Origin of the sequence: Acinetobacter sp. 18QD2AZ41W, from assembly GCF_009829025.1 — a bacterium.
GTDB lineage: Bacteria > Pseudomonadota > Gammaproteobacteria > Pseudomonadales > Moraxellaceae > Acinetobacter > Acinetobacter pseudolwoffii.
The window spans coordinates 15,369-37,207 of sequence record NZ_WURP01000017.1 but is presented as its reverse complement, the minus strand read 5'-3'; the positions used below and the strand labels follow the sequence as shown (position 1 = coordinate 37,207).

The window sequence follows — 21,839 nt, the reverse complement described above, 5'->3', positions numbered from 1 at the left end:
AAAATATAGAAATCAAAAGAGCTTAAAGGAGGATTTTAAGTATTTAAAACCAATTTTTCAAATGAGGACACGCCCTAGCATAATTATTCAAACTGATTGAACTTTACATCGACGGCTAATACGAAATTTATTTATTATCTAAGCTTATATATTGAATGGCAATTTTTTTAATGAATCACCACTTAGCTGTGGTGTAATGAGATTCCAGACATTATAAATGAGCGCCTATGTATCACATTATCGAGTGTGTTGGCTTTTAAATTTTAGTAACTTCAATATTTTTTTAATTGACAGAACGTAACAATCAATTTTTAATCAGCAGATTGTTGCATAAATGGAATTTTGGAATGCTGACTGATCTTGATGATTTTTACTGCTTTGCACAGGTGGTGGAACATGGCGGCTTTAGCGCAGCCGAACGTGCAACAGACATCCCTAAATCCAAGCTTAGCCGTCGTGTCCATAACTTGGAAGAACGTCTAGGTGTCCGCCTGATTCAACGCAGCTCGCGTCATTTTGCGGTCACCGATATTGGCATGAACGTTTACCGCCATGCACAAGTCATGTTAAATGCAGCACAGGCAGCACATGATCTGGTCGATCATCTTAGTACCGAACCGCGTGGTACGATTAAAGTCAGTTTGCCGGTTTTAATTGCCCAGAATGAAATCGCCAAAATCCTGCCAAACTTCCTCAAGCAATATCCAGAAATTAAAGTTCAGATGATGATCACCAATCGCCGGGTCGATATTATCAATGAAGGCTTTGATCTGGCCTTACGTGTCCGTTCCAGCCTGGATGATGACCCAAATCTGGTGATCCGCCAGTTTGAAAAAATTGAGCAGCATTTATTCGCCAGTCAGGGTTATTTAAATGAATTTGGTGAACTAAAAAAACCAGAGCAACTGGCTGAACATAAAATCCTGAGTATGGCCGAAGACCATACCGAACAGTTTCTAACCTTACAAAACGAGCAGCAAGAACAAAAGAAAATTCGGGTCAGTCCAACTGTATTGGGTTCAGACCTCAATATGTTGGCGCAACTTGCGGCTTCAAGCTGCGGGGTGACCTTATTGCCAGATAACGTGGTAGAGCAGTATGTGGCACGTGGCGAACTGGTACGGGTTTTACCTGACTGGAAAGCACCGCATGGTATTTTTCATGCGGTTTATCCCTCACGTCGCGGTCTGCTGCCTGCAGTCCGGGTATTTATTGACTATCTGGTCGCAGAATTAAACCATAGCTAATAAAAATATGGACAAAAAAATAGCTCATTCTTGGGGAAAAATGAGCTAGAGAAACAGGTCACTACAGCACAGTGAATAAAAAAGGAAACTTTGTAACTGATTCTCAGTCTAACCAGACTTCTATTTTCAAACCATTGTTTTGCTGTAGTGTTTTGTATATTTTTGTCAGCAAAAACGATGAACTTGTAAATTTGGCAAGTCAAAAGTTTTTAACAGAAATCCCGTCAAAATTTTAAATTTCCGGATAATCACCCGTGCCTTCAGGCCATGGAGAGAGTAATTCAAATCCGGTTTCGGTCACATAAACCATATGTTCCCATTGTGCAGACCACGATTTATCCGTGGTAACCACAGTCCAGCCATCTTTTAGTTCTTTGACACGAGCTTTACCCATATTCACCATCGGCTCAATGGTAAAGACCATACCCGGGACCAGTTTAATGCCCTGACCCGGCTGGCCGTAATGCAGAATGTTTGGCTGTTCGTGATAGACCTTGCCGATGCCATGACCGCAATATTCACGCACAATGGAATAGCCTTCACGCTGTGCGACCGTTTGAATCGCATAACCAATATCACCCAAGGTCGCGCCCGGCTTCACCGCATGAATCCCGGCCACCATGGCTTCATAAGTGGTATTGACCAGTCGCTTGGCTTCTGAAGATGGTGTTCCAACATAGTACATCCGGCTGGTATCACCAAAATAACCGTCTTTAATAATGGCCACATCAATATTGATAATATCGCCATCTTGGAGAACGACTTTTGATGATGGAATGCCATGACAAACCACTTCATTCGGTGAAATACAGGTGGTTTTGGTATAGCCATAATAGCCAATATTGGCTGGCGTCACTTTTAATGTATTGACAATAAAATCATGACAGAGATCATCCAGATATTCAGTCGTGACACCTGGCTTGACATGCCCCCCGATCATCGCTAAAACCTCTGCAGCCAAACGCCCAGATATCCGCAGTTTTTCAACATCTTGCTCAGTTTTAAGACTAATCGCTGGAGCTCGCATATACCTATCCTCACTATGAATCCCTGAATTATAATCCCTTTTTTGCGAAATATGTCGCAGTTGTTGAGTTTCAGCACAGCAATTTTCCTTGAAATAGGAATTTTCACTGCTGCTTATTTATACAAACAATAACTGACATATTTTGATATCAAGTGTAGATATCTTTTGAGCTTATAAGGAAAAATATATTTTTCAGCGAATTATCAAACATATATTTCTACCAAGACTTGAATGAGCGGTTATGTGATCTGCAAACTCACTAGAATCAAGGCTTCCAGCCTTAAAATAAACTCCAAAAAATTGGACATATACACTAAAATCGCTTTCTTTTGTTCTATTGATCTCCCTTTATGACAAGTCTGCGTACCCGGGATATTGTCGCCCTTGGTTTTATGACCTTTGCACTGTTTATTGGTGCGGGCAACATTATCTTCCCACCGATTGTGGCTCAACAAGCCGGTGAACACGTATGGCTCGCTGCTTTAGGTTTCCTTATTACAGCAGTCGGCTTACCCGTGATCACCATTATTGCGTTGTCTCGCGTTGAAGGCTCCATTCAGGCACTAAGCTCGCCTCTTGGCAAAGCAGCCAGCATTTTACTGACTGTAATCTGTTACTTAGCTGTTGGTCCTTTATTTGCGACGCCACGTACCGCAACCGTTTCTTATGAAATTGGTTTTTCATCTTACTTTGGTAATGAATCTGGCAGCCTGCTCATTTACAGCATCATCTATTTTGCTGTGGTGACCATCGTGTCCTTATATCCCAACAAGATTCTGGATACCGTCGGCTATTTCCTGTCGCCACTTAAAATTATTTCTTTGATCATTTTGGGTGTAGCAGCCGTGATGATTCCTGCCAGCAATCCACCGGCAGCGATCAATAATTACGTTACCAGTCCGGTGACTGAAGGCATCGTCAATGGTTATTTGACCATGGACACTTTAGGTGCTTTGGTTTTCGGGATCGTGATTGTGAAAGCGATTACTTCACGTGGTGTAACCGATAAAAAACTGATTACCAAATATGCGGTGAATGCCGGCATTATTTCCGGTATTGGTTTAACACTGGTGTATTTAAGTCTGTTTAAACTCGGACTCGGTAGCCACGAAATTGCACCGAATGCAGCCAATGGTGCCATTATCCTGCATGCCTATGTACAACATGCCTTTGGTGATATGGGTGCTTATTTCCTGTCTGGCATGATTTTTATTGCCTGTATGGTGACTGCGATTGGCCTGACCTGCGCCTGTGCCGAATATTTCTCCAGTTTGACTAAAATTCCATACAAGATTTTTGTATTTATTCTGGTCGGTTTCTCACTGATTATTTCAAATCTGGGTTTAACCAAACTGATTGCCGTTTCGGTGCCCATATTGAGCGCGATTTATCCACCTGCAATTAGTGTGATTTTATTGAGCTTCTGCGCTAGCTTCTTCAAAAAACCGTCTCATGTGATTGCACCAGTGACGCTAGTGGCATTTATCTTCGGTATTTTTGATGGAATAAAAGTTGCTGGTTTTGAGTTGCCTGTCGTACTACAAAATTTGCCGCTCTCAGAACAGAATCTGGCCTGGTTTATTCCATCCATGATTGTATTGCTAATTGCAGCTGTGATTGACCGTATTAGAAACTAATCTTTCTAGGCTGTCTGATAAAGATCGTATTTTTACCCAAAATCCGGTTTTAGCGTGATCAATAATTGTCAGGTTTTACCCAAACGGACTTTTATTGCTTCTTACAGACAATATCAAATCATCGCTGTGTGTCTATTTACTCGTGCTTTTTCCAGAAAGTGTGATTCATAATCAGGCTCGAATGATCCTATTTTTAATATAAATATAAATAACTTTTTGAATTTTAGCTTTTAGATACCTGTTGTTGCTGACTTAAACCATCTTGCCCTCTGACTTATACACAGTCTTACATTCTATTGATTAACACTACATATCTTTGGCGTAGAATTTGCATTTTCTATCTGCTCACATCAAACAATTGCTAGCTATTGTTTTCATGACGATATGGAGGTGTAATCTGAATATATAATGCTTTACTAATCAATTGATTATGTATTTTTACGACTAAAGAAGGCCATTTTGACCTTGAAAGTGCAGCCCGATGGTTGCAAAGGCTGATATTAAACAGTACAACTGTATGTTCAATTCTGACTAACTTAATCTGCTTTAGTCTTCAATAACATAAATAAATGGGAGGGATGGAGATGTTATCATTACATTTCAACAAGCAAGTCTTCATTGACGCTCTTAAAGCCAACGACACCAATCTGGTGACATTTATATGCACCACTTTTGCACTTATGCTGACTTTAACCGTCCATTGCTTAATTCAAGGTAATTTAAAACTTGAATACTTTGGTTATGCGCTGATCGTCTCAGCTGCTTTCTTCCTGTGGGCTGCCATAGACCAGAAATACCGATAATCAAATTTTAAATTAGCCCAGATGGATGATGTGGCCAGTCATCCATCTGGTAAAAAAACCAAAATATTACTTTTAAGAATAATTAAAATAGCCCACCAAATGCGCCATAGAGTAAAATCCCCGTTCCTCCAAGTTCTGCAATAATTAATCCCAGCATTGCCAAGCTCATCAGACTGCCAGGTAGATGAAACCGACCCAGTTGATGCGGTTGCTTAAACTGATTGGTGGTATCTTGCAGGAAACCATGCAGCATATAAGCTGCAATCGAAAAACTAAAAAATACGATATTCACCAGTACGCAGATCAAATTCATGGCACTGGATAAATCGGAATAATATGCCAGAACTGCCAGAATTAGCGTCGCTGGTGCATATAGCAGACTGCTACGATGGGCAATATCGACATAATAATGTGCGCGTGACTGTGGTGATTGACGGATCTGCCAATACTTCCAGACCCCGGTAAACATCCCAATCCACAAGAATATTCCACTAAAAATAATGGCGATTTTAACGGCCAGTGCAAGTTCCATTGATAGCATAAGCTCATTCCATATCTATTATTTTACTGACTTTTAAGTCATGCTTTGCGCAAGCATCCCTTCAAAAACTGTATAAAGTTAAAGCTTCATCAGGAAGCTAAAATCATAGTGTATCGTATGTCTGAATTTGAAACATTGACTCTACAGTGCCAGGATGGCTATCACTTAAGTGCACGCTTTTATGCGGCTTCTTCAGAATCTGAAAAACGTCCGGTATTGGTCTGTCCTGCCACAGGTATTACCCAACAGTTTTATCATCATTTCTGCATCTGGTTGCAAGCTCAGGGCTATGCGGTACTGGTCTTTGACTTTCGGGGAATTGGTGAGTCACTCGCAGGCCCTTTAAAACAGTCCAAAGCCAGCATTGTGCAATGGGGTCAACTGGATATTCCCGCCGCGATTGATGCTTTATTAGCACGTACTCATGCAGAAAAAGTGATTTTGCTGGGGCATAGTGCTGGTGGTCAGCTTCTGGGGATCGTACCAAATTATGACAAAGTCGCAAAAGTGGTGGCTGTTGCTGGCTCAACCGGACATGTCAAAGGACTTAAAGGTAAAACCAAACTGCTGGCGCCGGTCATGTTCAATCTCATTTTCCCACTGGCCCGTATGAGCAAAGGATATGCTCCAACTCAAGCGATTGGCATGGGCGAAAATCTGCCTAAAGATGTGGCGCGTGAATGGGCACAGTTCTGTAGCAAACCGGGCTATGTCATGAATGCAATGGGTAAAACCCTATTACCACGCTCAGATTTTCATGCTCAAATCACCTGCCCGATTATTTCGATCTGGTCATCGGATGATGAAATTGCAACAGAAGCAAATGTAAAAGATTTACTGCGTTTATACCCCAATGCAGACACTCAGATGATTGAGCTTCAACCTAAAAGATATGCGCATAAAGCCATTGGCCATATGCTGATGTTTAAAAAATCACATCAAAACTTATGGCCGGTGATTGAACAACAATTGACGGTTTAAATCAGATTTAGATGGTTATTTGCAAGCTGCTATGTTCTAATACACTCAGTTTGAGATGAGCCTCTTACAGTATATGGGCTTGACCTATATACGACTAGCCCCTAACCATGGGGCTTTTTATTGTCTGAAAACAAATACTTATAAATAACTGGCGAAAAACTGGCGTAATCCTAAAGTTATCCACAACTAACAACTTCTTGTTTATGCTTATTATATCACTCATCTTGAAATAAAAAGAATGGATGGAAAAATGAAAACATGGATCTACTTTTACATAGAATACACGATTAATAATGGAGAGATTTTTAGGAAGGAGTCTGGGTGGGCTTTAAATTTGCAGAGTAATTATGTGGTTTTGAGTGGGGTGAGGAGTTGATAAAAAGAGAAATAACCGTCGTCTTAATAAGTACAGCTGTAGGTATAGGGGTTGTAGCAATAGTTTCATTTTTTATTGTTTGGATTGGCTTTCCTGCTGAAAATCCAAAAGACTCATTCAGGGATGCTTTGAGCTTTGCTGGTGGTCTTTTTGGTGGGTTAGCAACATTTGGTGCGGCAATTATTGCAGCTTACTTATTTAATGACTGGAGAATAATTCATAATAAAAACATAGATGTTGCCTTCATTAATAATATCATTAAAAATTTTGAAGATTTTGATCTTATGCTTACTCGACAATATATTCCTATTCAGGATTTGTATTATCAATCTCAAGATAGCAAAAGCCCAGTAGACTCTGAAGCATACAAATTAACCTATGAAAATTTGTGTAATAACTTATCAGAACTGCATCTCTGTTTTTTAATACTAACTAGGTCAATACAAACTTTAGCAATTGTTCATGATGATTTTATTGAAACTGTAGATAGCTTAAAAAGCTATAAAAGTGAATTTAGAAAATTTAGGAAAAAAATAATAAAAACAGGATTTCAAGACACCCCGCCCAATATACTGACAATTCTTCATGCATTTGATGATTTTCAAAAATCCTTAAGAAAGCTAGAGAGAAATTTCATTCGAAAATACACAGCATCCCTTAAAGAAAATTAAAAATTACTATCCTTAAAAAGCCTTCACATATATCCCCACATTCACATTCATCGTAATTGAATAAGCTGTGCAGCCAATAATTATTTATTAAAGTAAAAAACAAAGCCCTCATTAGAGGGCATTTATCTATTTTATTAAACAAGTGCTCTTAATTTTAATAAGTGCGCTTTACGATCCGCTAGGCCATTGGTGCCACCATTGATCCGGCGAGTAATAGTCAACACATCATCTTTATCAGCCAGAGCATTCAGGCCATTATCAGACCAAAACTTACAGGCAACCATTAAGCCGATACTTGGGATTGCCACAATCTCAGGATTGTTTTCAAAGTCGATGCCGAGCTGCTGACCGTATCTGCGATAATTGGCACGTCCAGTCAATTGAATGGGGCCACGGCCTTTAAATCGCTTGCCATCCCCTGACTGTGTATTACCCAAATCCTTTCGACCTTCGTACGCAGCACCAGATGCAATTTCTTCCATATATCGGAAGTTACCAGACTCATGTGCAAGCTGTGCAAGGAAATGAATAAAACGAAGCGAGTTGTCCAGAATGCCAAAGTTTCGCAGGTGGACATTGGCAGCTAGACCCAATTCTTCAGCACGCAACTGACTAGCACCAAGCTTGCGAAATACCGCAGTCAAGGTGCCACGCCCGATGATGCCATCGTCATGCACACCTACTGTTCGCTGGAGTTTTTTAATTTGAGTGGTGTTCATCATCTTTATCCGTATTAAAAAATTTAGGACGTGCACCTTCTTTCCCCCAGATATAAAGCTGTCGAGTGAAGAGTACAAATACAATGCTTACTGTGGTGTAAAAAAGGGTTCCGGCTGGGCTGGGTGAGTAATCATCTTTCACAAAGAGTGCCACCCCAAAAATAATTGACAGCATCAAAAGAAAATCGATGTGCTTTGGTAGTTGAATTTTTGGGTGAAATACCATGATTCCAAACGAAACTATAAACAACACCAATGCCGTCTTACTTATGATTAGCAGCATCTTCATTCTCCTTTTTGACCAAACCAAGAACTCTTGATCGAGCCAAACTCAGCAATGCTTCAGCTGTACTTTTACCAGCAGCGCCCAGAATGAAACCAAATAGTTCTGGGTAATTTCCGCTAGCAAGAAATAAACTTGCCGGTTTAGCAAAGACCACACATAAAATGAAACCAGCAAAGAACCCTATCCAGCGATCCCGGGTTGGCTCCTTGCTTAATAGAAAGCCAAAAGTTGCACCCAGCACACCTGTAAAAAGGATGTGTGAATGGTTCTTTATGCTTTCCAATACTTGACTAAGAAAGTCCATATACATCCCCTTTAGTCATACATACCCCTATTTTTTGGCAATAAAAAAGCACCTAAAAAGGTGCTGTTGTTTGGTTAAGTTTAGACTTCTATTTCTGAATACTCGCCAGTGGGTGCGGGCCTTAAAATCACCTGGTTTGCAATAAAAACTCGGGCACCCAAGTTATAAGCTGTGCCGGATGTGCAAAGTACCGGACCCGAACCGCCATCAATCTGTACCCGGTATTCCGGATGATTGACCGATGTAATGACGCCAATGTATTCAGCATGAGTTGGATTAAGTAATTTTCGCAATTCAAATAAGGGATTCGTCACGACTGATACGCTCCACAGTAATGGTTTCATTGACCTTTTCGTGTGAAAAGCTACCTGAAACCGAATCAATCACACCCCACCACTGGCCATTAAATGCAATCGATTTACCTGGTAGCATCTCGCCAATTTCCGAACTCACCGGAATATCAGAAAAGGTATGCAGCTCCTGAATATTGGCTTTGACCAATTCATTTTTGCCATAACTGGCACCTGACACCAGATTGAATAGTGAACCAGTGACTGTTTCTAGTGGCACATCGCCTGAAGTTCCTCGTTGCTGTACTTTCAGGCTTTCACCGCTACGGCTATTCACTACAGTAATGGCATTAAAGTCAGCAATATATTCATCGTTCTGTTTGATGTTTTGCTGCATCACCAGGCTTTCTGATAACAAAATATCATAGTCATCAACTGTCATCGTATCCCAGTAGCCTTTCTGGTACCGGGGTAAAATAGTCAGTGTGTTGCCTACCTTCTGGCTATAGATAAAGCCACCGCCTGCATCAACCACCTGTTTGGTTGCATCAATGGGTGCAAGTTCTGCATAACTCAGGCTTTCGATCGGAACGATCCATCCCAGTTCATCAATGAGCTTCCAATCCAAAACAGTACCTGCATTGGCCCGATCCAGTTCAGCCTGCACCAACTGCACAGAAGTTCGTTCATTGTCTTGGATAAATGAGCGTGAAGGTGCATATTTATCTGAGTTCAGAGCTGTGACACTTCGGCCTGGGTAAGTGTAAAGAATACTGGCAAAACGTCGGGTTTCTTCTGGATCTTCCAGCAGAATATGATGCTCAAAGCCATTGATTATGACTTTGAGAACCACAGGCTGACCATTGATTGGTTGCAGCTTGTCTTTTTCCGTATGAGCCACAGTAATTGAGTAGGTCCAGCACCACTGTGATCGGCTGGTACTGTAAGTGCCATCCATGACTTTGATTTTCTCGCCGGTATCCAGTCGTTCGGCTGTTAATGTGTTCACGATATACCACCAGTTTCTGTTCGGCAGTGCTGGAATACAGTCATCTGCACCAAAATTTAAAACAACATTGTGTGAATCAACGTCATGACAGAGACAGATAAAGTTTAAATCTGTACTGCCTTGGTATGGCTCAGGTTCAGGCTTTGGCCAATGTAAAACCGGATGCTTGCGGTAATGAATCGCTTTGGCTTTATCCCAGGGCAAATCCGACTTGGTGATAATCTCTAGACTTTTATCCCATTCAAATGAAAATCGGTGCTCAAAGACTTGAGCCACTTCATGTGAATAAGTAAAAGTCTTACGCCGGCGGATCATTTCCTGCCAGACTGTTTCGCGGTTATGGCGCAGCTTGATTGTTTCTTGATGCAAATATCGCTGATGAATGAAGCGCTTATCAGCTTCTTCCCAGATCACGTGCGCATCAGAACTTAAACCGGTTGCCTGCTCATGTAGCGACCTGATCGCCCGGGTTAATGACCCTGCTTGCTCATACTGAATATTTGTCTGATTGGAAATCACCAAGCCCTGGTCATAAAAAAGAGCCTCATTCGAGACTCTTAATATTGGCTTGGCCCATGGTATTTCTATGCTGCTTAAAGCTGTAATGGCTTTTCTGTACCGCAAACCTAAACCTACAGATACACCAACCAGGTGATTGATATCGAATAGTGCCTTAAGTTCAAATTGAAACTCAATGTCTAAAACCGCATCAATGATGCATAAGTTTTCAACAAATACCGCTTCGACTTCAAAACTAAAGCTCGTATCTAAAACAGTATCTATCTGACCAACAACATCGGTACTTTCATCATCCTCCCATTCCTCATCCACATAAGTCACGTGAATATCATAAGGCGACTGGAGGCTGGTCTTGACCAATGCTTCCTGATAAACAATGATCAATCCATAAGGGTTGTACTTTGGGTCTTGCTCATTCATATCATTTTCATCTTTAAATTAATTTCAGATAGACATAAGCCGATGACCCAGTTGGATTGCCTGCTGCATAACGGCTATGCGGCTGATAGGCTGCCAACATCGATACTCTAATCTTGCTGACTGCAGACATATTTTTTACAAATGTGTATTCATTGTATTTTGTCGTTGCGGCAGGATTGACGGGTGTATATTTAATACCTGTCGGCAATATGTCTAAATAGCCATTTGCTGTGGGATTCGAGCCTGTAGATGCAAGACTTGCTACCGTTTCAAGCGTATTTCCAATTTGCAATGTAGAACCGAAATTACTCGTACCCTTGTCCACTTTTAAGGCCGCAATTACGTTATTTGATGCATCCAAGAATTCTAGGAACATACGACCATAATTGCTGTTGTATGTTCCTGCAGAGACTACAAGCTCAAACCTTTGATTCAATATCTTGTCACTGGCAATAGTTTTGGTAGCGATGTCATTTGTGAAGATTGCCCCATCATTATTGTAAGCGCGAGTATAAGCAATAAAATCTTTCGTTCTGCTAAAATTAGCCGGCCAAGTTGGTTCTGTTGTTAAATCCTTATTGAATTGCGGTAATTGAGCTGTCCCCCAGCACGCTACAGCCAAGGCCCAGAATCCGGTAGGTTTATCAAATTCCATTGTGATCTGTCTAAGATCGCTGAATTTTCTTGCCACACCATAAGACAACTCAACCATTACATAATAAGTGGTACCTTCCGCCACAGAAGGAAAAGTATGTGAATTTCCCCCTGCAACAATTGGTGCAGGCAATGTGTCTATTGTAAATGGTGAGGTGCTTAAATAAATAAGTGGAGTTACAGCCCATGGGTTGGGGTTGCCCCAGGTGACGATTAGGTCCTGTTCATTTCCATTTGGATTTGAGATCAGGCTAACACCCACAGGCCCAAGAAGCGGGAATGCGTAAAAAATAGAATCACTATATTGCACCGCATCACCACGATGACAGGCCACCAAATAATGATAATCCTGACCAATCACAATACTATTATCGACATAAAACATGGTTTTTATGTCAGTAGCTAAGGCTGTTGGTAAGTTATTTACCGCGATAGGGAGCAGGGAGCGATAGACTGTGAATTTATCAAAATCACCAAACTGTGCAAATTCCAATTTATTAAAAGCCATACCAATTGACTCCATTAAGCAGGTCTAAGTTTGATTGAGGTGATTGACAATGTGCCGCCCAAAGCCAAGTTGGTATTGGCTAAAGATATGTCTGTACCTACAGTTAGATCCGCTGCCACTTCACCCGCACCATTGAAAATACGAGCCCATGTTGCTGTGCCTGCTCTAACCACGGTGGCAGTGTTGGTTGGATGAAGCTCTACATAAGTTAATGTGGTTTCTTTGATACATGGCTCTGGGAAAGTTAGTGTTGCCAAGGTATTGCTTGAATCTGCCGCTACCACAGGACTAGCTGGCTGCATACCTTCGTAAAAAATAACGGTAGCACTTTGGCTACCGCTATCCATAAAACTTGCAAAGGCTTGGATCATGGCAAGCCGAGCTTTAATTGATGTTTGACTCATTTGGCCACCACTTTGTCTTGGATTGCTGCGTTGTATTGATTATCTGGATCAAATGCCACTACAAAACATTCCAAGCCGACTGCAATGTTTCTAAAAGCATATGTACCATCTGATCCTGACTTAATTTCCCATAGCAATTGTCGGTTAGACCTTTTAAAACAGCAGACACTTACAGATGGGTATTTATTTCCTATTTTCTTTGTGGTTCCTTTGATCTGACCAAAACCTTGATTATCATTTAATACAGTGATGATAGGGCGTGGCAACCTCAAAATACTGTAACCAAACTCCATAAGTCTTAAATGATCTGGGTTATAGCCACCAAAAAAGAATCGAGAAAGTTTAAGCGCCAATTTTTATCTCCTCTACCGGAACTGCAATAACCACCAAGGCTGTAGATGATGCGCTATAACTTCCAATCCCGTGCAAATAAACTGGATTTTCAAAATCAATTTCGTACGTTTTTGATGGTGCGCTTGACCTAGTCATAACGGGTTGGTTGGTTGCAGCATATTTGGCGATATAAGCTCCCCCTGCTACAAAACCAAGAAACTGCTTTGTTGAATACTCATAAATTGAGATAGGTTCTGTTGTTGTCGTATTAAACGGGGCTAATTGAGTAAAAGAAGAGAAAGCTTGGGGTGCTTTAAATGGCATACCCGATACAACATTATCTTGAATAAATGAAACACGAGTATTACCAACATAACCTCCAAAAGACTCACCATAGTGAGAAGATCGGATGTCTTCTGCTGATGTGCTAGTGGCGTATGTAAATAGCATCGGTAAATTTATAGCTCCAAAGCTCAACGTGGAGCAAGGAACAAACCCGTTTAGCACTGTATGTACAGGGTTATATGTTTCAATATTACTCATTATCAGAATATGATAAAGACTGCCTACTACAACTCCCTTCCCAAATACACTTAACCCTTGGTTATATGAGTAATTATTGTATGTTCCTGAGAAATTAGCCGTAAAATCCCATTTAGGCATGGATTTAGCGGAATTATTTCCAGACTTTCCATTAGCGTACGCGTTTTGGTCTGTAATTGTTCCATTTATTAAATCAACCAATCTACCAATACAGGGCATAACGGTGTTGCGATGAAATTCGCCTGGTTGGAAGGCTAGGCGAAGATATAAATCCGACTCATCTAGATCCTTAAACTGGTAGATGTGAATAAGTCCAGACTCATACACTATTTCCCAGCCTATTGGCGCAATACGAGTAGAGAATCCACCTGGAATTGAGGTTGGTGCACCGTCAATTGTCATTGTTATGGTATTGGTAGTAACAGAGTCAATATAAAATTCGCCCTCATGAAGCGTTGCTAAAGCACCTGAATCAACTTTTAAAACTCGATCTGCGGCATAACCATGTGCACCACCATAAGTAAATGTAACTTGATTACCCGCTACCACCACACTCAATACGGCTTGGGCGTTATAGCCGAGTGCAAACATCTTTTTAAAACGATCTGGAAAGAGGCTTTTGGAGCCAGCACAAAAATCCAAACCAACATCTTTAAAATCAAATAACTTTGTTTGTGTCTGCTTCATCGCCATTTTTATTCACCCATAAAAAAGACCGCATAAAGCGGTCATATTTGACTTTAATTTTAAACAACGCGGTCAATATCACCACGCAGCATGATCTGGAACTGATCTGATAAAACTACTGGCTCAGACTGCTTCACAGTGCGAATTACCCATATTGGGAAGTTTGCGGCAATAGTATTGAATCTCAATGTATTGCCATTCGCCCAACCCGTTCCCCACCCTTCCTTTTTAATTGTGAAGTATGGAACACCTGTCACTGGATTAAGTGGTAAATAATCAGCATTAATTGAACCAGATAGCGTTAGTCGACCTGTATATTCACCAACACAATAAAAAGCCTCTCCGCTAGTGAAGACAATTGCCCATCGTTCCTGAATAGCACCTTTATTTGTCACGGCAATTGGATACAGTGCATCATTGTAGTTTGATGAAATGTTTGTGCCTGAAGCGCTATCACTCCAGATATTACTCCAAGTCTGCTGCACAAATTTCCGCGTGTATCGAGCCTGCATATCACCAATAACCAATGCAGATCCCACAATGGTATCCACCGCATCATAGTTATGAGTTAAGGGCTTGGTAAAAGTGAGCTGGCCATTAATCTGTACATCACGGATCAGCCCCATATCCTGATAGCGGTATTTCACTGTCAGTGGTGCAACCAGATTACCTAGGACGAAGTCACCGCCCAATGTTACGCGTCCATAGTCATAATCGACTGTGTACAAATCGAAAGCGACTTTCGTTCCGTTAGCATCTTCAAGTTCAGCCCATGAAATACGCTGATCATTCAAATCGTATGTGGTGCCTGCAATTGCACTGGGTAGCTCTTGAGCTTTGCTTGAGCTGACAATACCAATGCCACCGACCCGAAAGATCGGCACCCGGCCATCAATCGGTAATCGAGTAGCAGATAAGCCCAGGATTTCAGAATCCAGAGGAATGTAGGTATACGCGACTGCGTTATAACGTACAGATGAAGCATCGACCCAGACTGGCACATTAATATAACGACCATCTAGATCATCATATTCGAGTAGTGGGTCATACCAATCATTCGCTTCAATGTCTGCCCGATTGGCTTCAGTAATTTTGGTTTTAATGTAGAAGTAAATCGTGACAAAGCCATTATCCCAGTTCACCTGACCATGCGCCCGGCTGGTCTCAATCACCCCATTCTCATCGGCGGTTAATGTGAGCTGACCAAATTCAATGGTGCCCACAACCACAGTTAAAGACTGAGGCCGGATTGGCATGATTGGTGTTCTGAAACTGATCTTGTTGACCGGTAAAAAGTCGGTTGTGGTGGTCAAGGATTCCAGTGTAATTGTGTTATCTGCATTCGGTGTCCATGAGTCGATTTCAATAATACCGGTGCCATATTGAATGACACCAGACTGAATTCCGCTGTTATTGGCTGGATTCACATTACGATACAGCAAGCCAGTACGGTCTAGGAAAGTATCAGCACCGACTTTGAATCGGGCTGAGCCTGTTAGAATCTGCTCATCAAAGCCAGAGGATAAATCCAGCTTTAACTTGTTGGCCGTCACTGTGTGGGTTGCTGAATTGGAGCCGGATGTATCACGGTATTTAACTTGAACATCAATAGTATTAAGGGCTTTTAGTTCAACCTGCTGACCCTGAATGTCTGATGTTTGTGGAGAATAAAAAGACATATTTCCTCGCTAGGCAGCCGAATAGATAGCCATAGGTGTAAAGGTTTGCACAAATCTGCTTGCTGTACTTTTTGGTGTGACTTCAACTGCGCCAGTGGCATAGATAATGGTGCCTTGCACTTCACCGCGGCTATTCACTAGATTACCCATAGTTGCATTCACCGGCACATCTGTCAGAGTTACAGACCCTGTAATCCCCTCACTGCTTTGAAGTGGAATTTTTAACTCAACACTATTTGGCTGAATTGCTGGTCCTGTACCAATGGTAAAGGTCAGCTTTTGATTTGCAGGGGTAACATCCATCTTGGTTTGTTCAAGTGAGTATCCATAGTTATAGATCACAGAGAAGACTGTACCTTTCTGCGGCAGCTTGTTTGGAATAATCTTGCCAGTACCGGTGGCATAGTTAATTTCACCTGTGGCATCCCCAGTAAACTTACCTTGAGCATTCGAAGTCGCTGTTTTGGACTCACCCTCAAGCAACCAGTTGATGGTCATGCCTGGCAAAACACCTGGTCGGCCTAAATCAAAATCAAAGGCAGCTTTTTCAACACTCAAGTTTGATCGAACAAAAGTGACAATCGGTGTGCCCCAGTTCAGCAGAATTGGTGTGTCTACATCTGGTAGTGCGCCAGTTGTTAATAACCATGAGCCGGTTTCATAGTTGATCATGCCTGAGCCAAATGAAGGGCTGGCAGCCTTTAACTGGCCTGAACCATCATCTTTAAGCTCATAGAACTTGCCTTGTGACATATACGAGATTGACAAAGCGCCTGGTGCTGGAATCGGAATTAAAACTCCAGTCCAGTTGGTGCTCTGGTTATTCTGAGTCACTGGAATCGCATGGCTCTGATAATACTGATTCGGTGCAGCAGCTGGCTTGAATGCAATATTTAGACTTATGGTTCCAGCTGGTGCTGCTGCAGTCCACTGAATTAATCCACGTTGATAATCAATCGTGCCAACTTGTGTGCCTTGCGTGTTCTTAAGCAGGCCACCCTGATCATTAATCTGCTGGCCTTGCAGGCTAAACGACACACTTGATGGAATCACTGCAGAGCCGATATACAGGTTCTGACTGATACCAATCACCATATTCGGGTAATTAACCGTGATAGTACCTTCATTACCCGCTACCAGTACCACACTTTCACCAGCCGCGTTCACATCAATGATCGGGGTTTCAGTCTGGGCCGATGGGATCAGTTGAGCAAAGATACTTTTGGCATTTACCGTGAATTCACCCACATTGGCTTCAGAAGCCAATGCAGTAGATGAATAGTACAGGCCGGTATCAGCAACAATGGTATCACGGATGATAGTTTTGGATTTTTCACCGTTGTACCACTGACGCGCTGAAAGACCCACAAAGTCAACCTCAAGAGCATCATTCAAGGAATACGTAGCAACCTTATACTCAACATTCTTACCATCGATGACCATAATGGCAGTGCGAGTCTCAACTTTAGTAATGCGTACATACTGCTCACGCTCTAAAGCCTTACCTTCATCACTGATCAGGACAATCGTATCCCCAACGGATGATTCAACCTCTTGCGGAAACATGGCCACTTGCAGTGATGACATGCCCTGCCAATGCGTGTCCAGTGGTATACCGGCAATCTGACCACCTTTGGCCAAGTAGTTTTCTACCCGGTTTTGAGCAGACTGACGTTCATCCGTCCAGCTTTTGGTGCTGAACAATAATGCTGATACGTTTGGATCCTTTGGCAGCTCAGATATAAAGACTGTTGCTCCCATGAGTAAATCAGTGTCTTCAGTCGTAACCATTGGAAAGACCTTGCGCATGGATACATCACCCATGGTTCGATCCATTTCCGACACATCATTGAACAGGTTATTGCTAATCCCATCCTGAACCACGACACCGGAATATTTACCACCGCCATCAGGGTTATCAGTCAAGCGTTCAGATTTGACAATCACTAAATCTTTGGTTTCAATCGCCATCGTTTAGCTCCGTAAAGCGTAAGGTCACATTAAAATAATCATCCAGTGATACCGCTGGAATCCCTCTTACTGGTGTGGCCTCTAAAGCCCCATCCTGGTGGTTAAATTTGACGGTGAATTGTCGGTTGTCGTGTGGTTGTTCAAACTGTAGTTTGAAATTCTCACCCTGCAGCTTGGACCACTCCAAAACAGTCCGTAGTTCACGCAGCTTGATCCAGCCCATTTGTGAATCTGCCGGTTGCAAAGTAATAGGTCGGCCAGACTTCTTTTTGCCTTCCTGAATATGCAAAGTTCCATCCATTGCATAGGCTTGATTCTGCTCAATAGCCTTCCATGAGAATTCATCAGGCCATAAAAAACCGTCCTCTAATGGGACGGTTTCGGATGTTGCTAAGCGAATGAGTTTCATGTTGATTTCGCTATACCTTTTAATTGATTTACCAGACTGGTCATCACATCCTTTTGGCTTGCATCGCCTGTAAGGGATAGGGTTTGACCTCCGAATTGAATGTTGTAATTCACACTATCACCCCCCTTACCATAATCTTTAGTTGATGGTACGGAAGGAATAGACGGCGCATAGTCGTTTAGGCTACTAGATCCGATCGATCTACCATTTTTACCAACATACTGCTCCAGCCGTTCAATCTGCTCCATAACATACATCGCATTACCAAGGGCCTTTTGGTTATCGTAGGCGGTGGTTCCATACTTTCTCTTCACCCACTCATTGGAAGCTGATTTGTAATAACCACCTGCCACTGGTTCAGCATCTTGGAAGAGCTCTTTAGCTTTTTGCTTGGTATCACCTTCATAACCAATATCCTTAAGTCTCTGTTCAATTTCTTCAACAGAAAGCCCGTGTTTAGCGGTCGTTCCGGTTTTGGATGCCTTCATCTTGCCCTGAGAAGCCATAGCTGCTTCCGTTGCTTTGCGAGCTTCTTCCCATGCTTCAGTAGTATCGTTACCCGCTCTAACGCCTCTACGGCCAAGATCATCAAAGCCATCACCAGCATTACCTGTGGCATTGCGAACACGGTGTAAGCTTTCTTCTACAGCATTATTGGCTTTTACTGAAACTTGGCCGGTTTCACTTACCTGGATCGATAAGCCTAGTGAGGCAGCTTTGGCATTTGCTGCAGCAATACTTTGAGCATCACCCGAGGCATACGCCAGCTGAATTGTCTTTTCATAAGCCTTTTGAAGATCCGCTTGAGTAGCCTGGCCACTCTGGCGTACTGTTTCAAAATCAGCCAATGCCATTTGAGCTGACAATCGAAGTTGCTCTTTGGTTTTAATGCCAAGCCGCTCGAAAGCCCTTCCTGTTTCATCCAAGACATCAGGTAGTTCAGAGGTGGCTCTCTTTATTGCAACAATACCCAATTCAACCTGCTTGGTTGAGAACACACCCTGCGCTTCAAACTCACGCATCTTGGCATTTGCCGCATCAATCTCAGCTTGACTTTTCGCCTTACTAAGCCACTCTTCCCATGCTTGGTAAAGAACATCACCAGCCTGTTTACCGGTATACCCTGCCTCACCCAACTTAGTCTTAAGTCCATCCAGTTCGTTTCCAGAACTAGAAAAAGACTTAGAAACTTTATTTAGCGAAACATCCAGATCCACGCCAAACAGCTTGGCAGCGGCAGATGCTCTTGAATAAGCTGTTTCCGCCACTTGGCCAGATCCAGCATTAGCTTTATTGAGTTCAGCTATCCGTAAATTACGATTATTGGCCAGCTCTGCTTCTTTGGTATTAATGGCATTAATGGATGCTTGGGCGGAGGCTAAGGCGTTCAAATCACCAGACTTTTTGGCTTGTTCAATCTGCTGTTCCAGAATTGCACGTTCAGCTGCAGCCTGTTTTTGATAAGCCAGATATTCCTCATCGGCTTTCTTAACATTTTCTTTGGCCAGCTTGAGAGCTTCTTCCTTTTTAGCAGCACTTTCAGCAGCCTGCTCCGCACTCTGACTTGCCTGAACACTAACTTTGCCAGCCTCATCTATCGTAACGATATAGCCTTTAGTTAATAGATCGGCCTGCATCACGCCGTCCATGACACCGCCATTGGCCTTGATAGCAGCCTCGGCATAATCCTGAGCAGAAGCCAGCATATCCTTATCTAATGCGGCTTTATTGGCTGCATGCTCCTTTTCGCGGCCCTCCAGTTCATTAGATTTTTGAATGATTGCATCAATGGTCGAGTGGTTGCCATCCTTACGAGCCTGATTTAACTGCGCATCGATAGCAGCACGTTCGCCAGCCAAATCTTTGGATTTTTGGGTAAATTCTTGATTCTGCTTTACTAGTTCTGAAAAGGTGGCATTGTTGCTCTGCAGGGATTCTTGGTTTTTCTGATCTTGGGTCTTTCCAATGTCTTCAATAGCAGCAATACCTGCAGATTTAAAGCCCATTGCACCAGCAGTTGCACGGTCATAATAATCCTGTGCTTTCTTGGCCATTGCATCCATATCTGCAATAGCCTGATCCTTGGCATCGCCCCATTTAAAATTGGCTTTAAACCCTATCCATGCAGCACCAACATCATAAAACACGCCAGCAAGCAGGTTGGCAACTATACTAATTGCTTCAAAACCATCACCAATGAATCCAAATACTACATTGAGAGCCTGCAAGGCTTTGGTGAAGCCATTAGTCTTATCTGTTGCTGTATCTATGCCGCTTTCAAAATTAAATATTGCTCCAAGCAACGTATCAAGCTGGTCTACGGCGATTCCAATTCCATTGCCTAAAGAACCAGCCATGGACTGAATAGTCTCGTAGGTGGTGCTTAATGCCTCTTTAAGTGCCTCAATTGTGGATGGATCGATTTTTTTAAGCTGATCCCCTACCCAGATAAAGCCTTCACCAATATCTTCGAGTATGGTCTGCACTACATCCATATTGTCAGCCAGAGTTACCAGCCATTGTGCTACCGTTGTAGATGCGCCGTTTGCTTGGTCCATAGTGCCAATCAGGATCTGCCATTGTGTAGCGATACGCTGTAAAGCGTTGCCAATAGTAGTCGGGAACTTGGCATAATCGGCTTCAATTGCGGCTGATTGGCTTTGTAGAGCCTTAATAACTTTCTCGGCTGACAGTTCGCCATTCTCTGCCATCTTACGCAGCTCACTGGTAGTTACACCAAGTGACTGAGCCAAAGCTTTTGAAATGCCTGGGGCCTGTTCCATGATGGAGTTAAACTCATCACCACGAAGTACACCCGATTGTAATGCTTGCGTGAACTGGGTTATTGCTGCATCAGCTGCAGCTGCTGATTCACCGCCAGTCTGAATAGCCATATTAATCGTTTTGACCAGATCAAGACTTTGTTGCTGGGTCATCCCCATCTGCTTACCGGTATCATTCACTTTCGTAAATAGGCCTGCAGTAGCGTCAAGACTTGAGTTGGTCATCAGCGCAACTTGGTGCACCCCAGCCATGGCTTGCTGAAAATTACCACCATCACTGGTTGCAATGTTGATTCGAGCTGAAAGGTTGGTATAGGAATCCGCGGCCTCTGATAATTCACGAAGGCCCAAGCCAATACCAATACCCCCCATTGCACCAACAAGTGCTGTTACAGCGAATTTTGCACCATTAAGCCCTTTTTGAGCTGTTTGTGCTGCACTATCAGTATTTTTTAAGCTTGTATTGGCTTTGCCTATTTCTGCTTGAAATCCACTAAAAGCCTGATCTGCTTGCTGAACTTCTTTTTCTAGCTGATCAACTTGAACCTGCGCCTTTTCAATATCAGCAGGTGAAGCTTTGGTTTTTGAAAATGCTTCAAGATTTTGCTTGGCTTGAGCTAAATCCCCTTTAAGTTGGCCTAAAGCTTTTTCAGTTCTATTGCCAAAATCCGTAAAGTTTCCTGCCGTGGATTTTGCATTGTCACCAGCATTTTTAATGATGCCTGTAGCAGCATTTAAGGACTGGGTAAGTTTGTCTGCCAACTCACTGGTGCCTTTGGGGATGATATTACCCATTTCCTTTGAGGCATCGGTGGTTGCTTGTTTTAATCGATCAGACTCTTGCTTGATCGTATTAAATACTGACTTTGTCACATCTTCAGACTGCCTGATATTGCCAATATAGCCCTTGGTATCGGCATCCATGACTAATTTGAATGTTAAATTTTTACCAGACATGCTGACCTCTGAATTTTAGGCAATAAAAAACCCTGCAAAAGCAGGGCTTGGTTTTAGCTATTAAAAATTACGGTGATGCTC

20 protein-coding genes are annotated in these 21,839 nt (G+C 42.4%); 5 read left to right on the top strand and 15 right to left on the bottom strand.

The features are described 5' to 3' along the window. Positions 1–347: 347 nt before the first annotated feature. Positions 348–1,247: a LysR substrate-binding domain-containing protein gene (locus tag GVV58_RS14035; RefSeq protein ID WP_159516797.1), complete on the top strand. Its 900-nt coding sequence runs from the start codon at positions 348–350 to the stop codon at positions 1,245–1,247. Between the two features lie 232 nt (positions 1,248–1,479). Here GVV58_RS14035 and map read toward each other — a convergent pair whose 3' ends face one another. Beyond that, complete coding sequence (gene map, locus GVV58_RS14030) at positions 1,480–2,274, bottom strand: type I methionyl aminopeptidase (RefSeq protein ID WP_159516796.1); 795 nt, start codon at positions 2,272–2,274, stop codon at positions 1,480–1,482. Positions 2,275–2,624: 350 nt separating this feature from the next. Between map and brnQ the strand changes: the two genes are divergently transcribed. Together brnQ and GVV58_RS14020 are read left to right on the top strand one after the other, a co-directional pair. After that, positions 2,625–3,911 carry a branched-chain amino acid transport system II carrier protein gene (gene brnQ / locus GVV58_RS14025; RefSeq protein ID WP_159516795.1) on the top strand — a complete coding sequence of 429 codons (1,287 nt, stop codon included), beginning with the start codon at positions 2,625–2,627 and terminating at the stop codon, positions 3,909–3,911. Between the two features lie 584 nt (positions 3,912–4,495). Further along, positions 4,496–4,714 carry a hypothetical protein gene (locus tag GVV58_RS14020; protein WP_005097112.1) on the top strand — a complete coding sequence of 73 codons (219 nt, stop codon included), beginning with the start codon at positions 4,496–4,498 and terminating at the stop codon, positions 4,712–4,714. An 82-nt stretch (positions 4,715–4,796) separates the two neighbouring features. On the opposite strand, the gene GVV58_RS14015 is transcribed toward GVV58_RS14020, so the two are convergent. Continuing rightward, positions 4,797–5,255 carry a hypothetical protein gene (locus GVV58_RS14015; RefSeq protein ID WP_005097113.1) on the bottom strand — a complete coding sequence of 153 codons (459 nt, stop codon included), beginning with the start codon at positions 5,253–5,255 and terminating at the stop codon, positions 4,797–4,799. 117 nt (positions 5,256–5,372) lie between these two features. Between GVV58_RS14015 and GVV58_RS14010 the strand changes: the two genes are divergently transcribed. Together GVV58_RS14010 and GVV58_RS14005 are read left to right on the top strand one after the other, a co-directional pair. Next, positions 5,373–6,236, top strand: coding sequence for an alpha/beta fold hydrolase (locus GVV58_RS14010; protein WP_100355333.1), 864 nt, complete (start codon positions 5,373–5,375; stop codon positions 6,234–6,236). 372 nt (positions 6,237–6,608) lie between these two features. Further along, positions 6,609–7,283 carry a hypothetical protein gene (locus tag GVV58_RS14005; protein ID WP_159516794.1) on the top strand — a complete coding sequence of 225 codons (675 nt, stop codon included), beginning with the start codon at positions 6,609–6,611 and terminating at the stop codon, positions 7,281–7,283. 134 nt (positions 7,284–7,417) lie between these two features. Here the strand turns inward: GVV58_RS14005 and GVV58_RS14000 are convergent, their stop codons facing one another. From GVV58_RS14000 to GVV58_RS13940, 13 genes are all read right to left on the bottom strand, one after another. Beyond that, positions 7,418–8,002 carry a glycoside hydrolase family 19 protein gene (locus GVV58_RS14000; RefSeq protein ID WP_159516798.1) on the bottom strand — a complete coding sequence of 195 codons (585 nt, stop codon included), beginning with the start codon at positions 8,000–8,002 and terminating at the stop codon, positions 7,418–7,420. Then, the gene (locus GVV58_RS13995) at positions 7,983–8,285 is read right to left on the bottom strand and encodes a hypothetical protein (protein WP_159516793.1); all 303 of its coding nucleotides are present in this window, start codon (positions 8,283–8,285) and stop codon (positions 7,983–7,985) included. Before GVV58_RS13995 ends, GVV58_RS14000 begins: the two co-directional genes overlap by 20 nt. Then, positions 8,266–8,592: a hypothetical protein gene (locus GVV58_RS13990; protein WP_004646469.1), complete on the bottom strand. Its 327-nt coding sequence runs from the start codon at positions 8,590–8,592 to the stop codon at positions 8,266–8,268. Before GVV58_RS13990 ends, GVV58_RS13995 begins: the two co-directional genes overlap by 20 nt. Before the next feature lie 80 nt (positions 8,593–8,672). Beyond that, positions 8,673–8,906 carry a hypothetical protein gene (locus GVV58_RS13985; RefSeq protein WP_159516792.1) on the bottom strand — a complete coding sequence of 78 codons (234 nt, stop codon included), beginning with the start codon at positions 8,904–8,906 and terminating at the stop codon, positions 8,673–8,675. Then, a complete protein-coding gene (locus GVV58_RS13980; protein WP_252721275.1) occupies positions 8,887–10,830 on the bottom strand; it encodes a hypothetical protein in 1,944 nt (647 codons plus the stop codon). The genes GVV58_RS13985 and GVV58_RS13980 overlap by 20 nt, the downstream gene beginning before the upstream one ends. A gap of 13 nt (positions 10,831–10,843) precedes the next feature. Next, positions 10,844–11,992 (bottom strand): hypothetical protein, encoded by a 1,149-nt coding sequence (locus GVV58_RS13975; protein ID WP_159516791.1) that lies wholly within the window; start codon positions 11,990–11,992, stop codon positions 10,844–10,846. A gap of 14 nt (positions 11,993–12,006) precedes the next feature. Next, the gene (locus GVV58_RS13970; protein WP_159516790.1) at positions 12,007–12,396 is read right to left on the bottom strand and encodes a hypothetical protein; all 390 of its coding nucleotides are present in this window, start codon (positions 12,394–12,396) and stop codon (positions 12,007–12,009) included. Then, positions 12,393–12,749, bottom strand: coding sequence for a carboxypeptidase regulatory-like domain-containing protein (locus GVV58_RS13965; protein ID WP_159516789.1), 357 nt, complete (start codon positions 12,747–12,749; stop codon positions 12,393–12,395). Before GVV58_RS13965 ends, GVV58_RS13970 begins: the two co-directional genes overlap by 4 nt. Beyond that, complete coding sequence (locus tag GVV58_RS13960; protein WP_159516788.1) at positions 12,739–13,965, bottom strand: hypothetical protein; 1,227 nt, start codon at positions 13,963–13,965, stop codon at positions 12,739–12,741. Before GVV58_RS13960 ends, GVV58_RS13965 begins: the two co-directional genes overlap by 11 nt. Before the next feature lie 53 nt (positions 13,966–14,018). After that, the gene (locus GVV58_RS13955) at positions 14,019–15,638 is read right to left on the bottom strand and encodes a hypothetical protein (RefSeq protein ID WP_159516787.1); all 1,620 of its coding nucleotides are present in this window, start codon (positions 15,636–15,638) and stop codon (positions 14,019–14,021) included. Between the two features lie 9 nt (positions 15,639–15,647). Then, complete coding sequence (locus GVV58_RS13950; protein ID WP_159516786.1) at positions 15,648–17,609, bottom strand: hypothetical protein; 1,962 nt, start codon at positions 17,607–17,609, stop codon at positions 15,648–15,650. Further along, positions 17,599–18,018 (bottom strand): hypothetical protein, encoded by a 420-nt coding sequence (locus GVV58_RS13945; RefSeq protein WP_159516785.1) that lies wholly within the window; start codon positions 18,016–18,018, stop codon positions 17,599–17,601. The genes GVV58_RS13950 and GVV58_RS13945 overlap by 11 nt, the downstream gene beginning before the upstream one ends. Further along, entirely contained in the window at positions 18,015–21,758 is a 3,744-nt protein-coding gene (locus GVV58_RS13940; RefSeq protein ID WP_159516784.1) for a tape measure protein, read from the bottom strand. The genes GVV58_RS13945 and GVV58_RS13940 overlap by 4 nt, the downstream gene beginning before the upstream one ends. Between the last annotated feature and the right edge of the window lie 81 nt (positions 21,759–21,839).

Excerpts from the sequence above, each read along its gene's own strand:
- GVV58_RS14020 (WP_005097112.1), top strand. The coding sequence starts at position 4,496 with ATGTTATCATTACATTTCAACAAGCAAGTCTTCATTGACGCTCTTAAA.
- GVV58_RS14010 (WP_100355333.1), top strand. The coding sequence starts at position 5,373 with ATGTCTGAATTTGAAACATTGACTCTACAGTGCCAGGATGGCTATCAC.
- GVV58_RS13940 (WP_159516784.1), bottom strand. The coding sequence starts at position 21,758 with ATGTCTGGTAAAAATTTAACATTCAAATTAGTCATGGATGCCGATACC.
- GVV58_RS13955 (WP_159516787.1), bottom strand. The coding sequence starts at position 15,638 with ATGTCTTTTTATTCTCCACAAACATCAGACATTCAGGGTCAGCAGGTT.
- GVV58_RS13950 (WP_159516786.1), bottom strand. The coding sequence starts at position 17,609 with ATGGCGATTGAAACCAAAGATTTAGTGATTGTCAAATCTGAACGCTTG.
- GVV58_RS14015 (WP_005097113.1), bottom strand. The coding sequence starts at position 5,255 with ATGCTATCAATGGAACTTGCACTGGCCGTTAAAATCGCCATTATTTTT.
- GVV58_RS13990 (WP_004646469.1), bottom strand. The coding sequence starts at position 8,592 with ATGGACTTTCTTAGTCAAGTATTGGAAAGCATAAAGAACCATTCACAC.
- GVV58_RS13960 (WP_159516788.1), bottom strand. The coding sequence starts at position 13,965 with ATGGCGATGAAGCAGACACAAACAAAGTTATTTGATTTTAAAGATGTT.
- GVV58_RS14035 (WP_159516797.1), top strand. The coding sequence starts at position 348 with ATGCTGACTGATCTTGATGATTTTTACTGCTTTGCACAGGTGGTGGAA.
- GVV58_RS13970 (WP_159516790.1), bottom strand. The coding sequence starts at position 12,396 with ATGAGTCAAACATCAATTAAAGCTCGGCTTGCCATGATCCAAGCCTTT.
- GVV58_RS14000 (WP_159516798.1), bottom strand. The coding sequence starts at position 8,002 with ATGAACACCACTCAAATTAAAAAACTCCAGCGAACAGTAGGTGTGCAT.
- GVV58_RS13980 (WP_252721275.1), bottom strand. The coding sequence starts at position 10,830 with ATGAATGAGCAAGACCCAAAGTACAACCCTTATGGATTGATCATTGTT.
- GVV58_RS13945 (WP_159516785.1), bottom strand. The coding sequence starts at position 18,018 with ATGAAACTCATTCGCTTAGCAACATCCGAAACCGTCCCATTAGAGGAC.
- brnQ (WP_159516795.1), top strand. The coding sequence starts at position 2,625 with ATGACAAGTCTGCGTACCCGGGATATTGTCGCCCTTGGTTTTATGACC.
- GVV58_RS13995 (WP_159516793.1), bottom strand. The coding sequence starts at position 8,285 with ATGCTGCTAATCATAAGTAAGACGGCATTGGTGTTGTTTATAGTTTCG.
- map (WP_159516796.1), bottom strand. The coding sequence starts at position 2,274 with ATGCGAGCTCCAGCGATTAGTCTTAAAACTGAGCAAGATGTTGAAAAA.
- GVV58_RS13975 (WP_159516791.1), bottom strand. The coding sequence starts at position 11,992 with ATGGCTTTTAATAAATTGGAATTTGCACAGTTTGGTGATTTTGATAAA.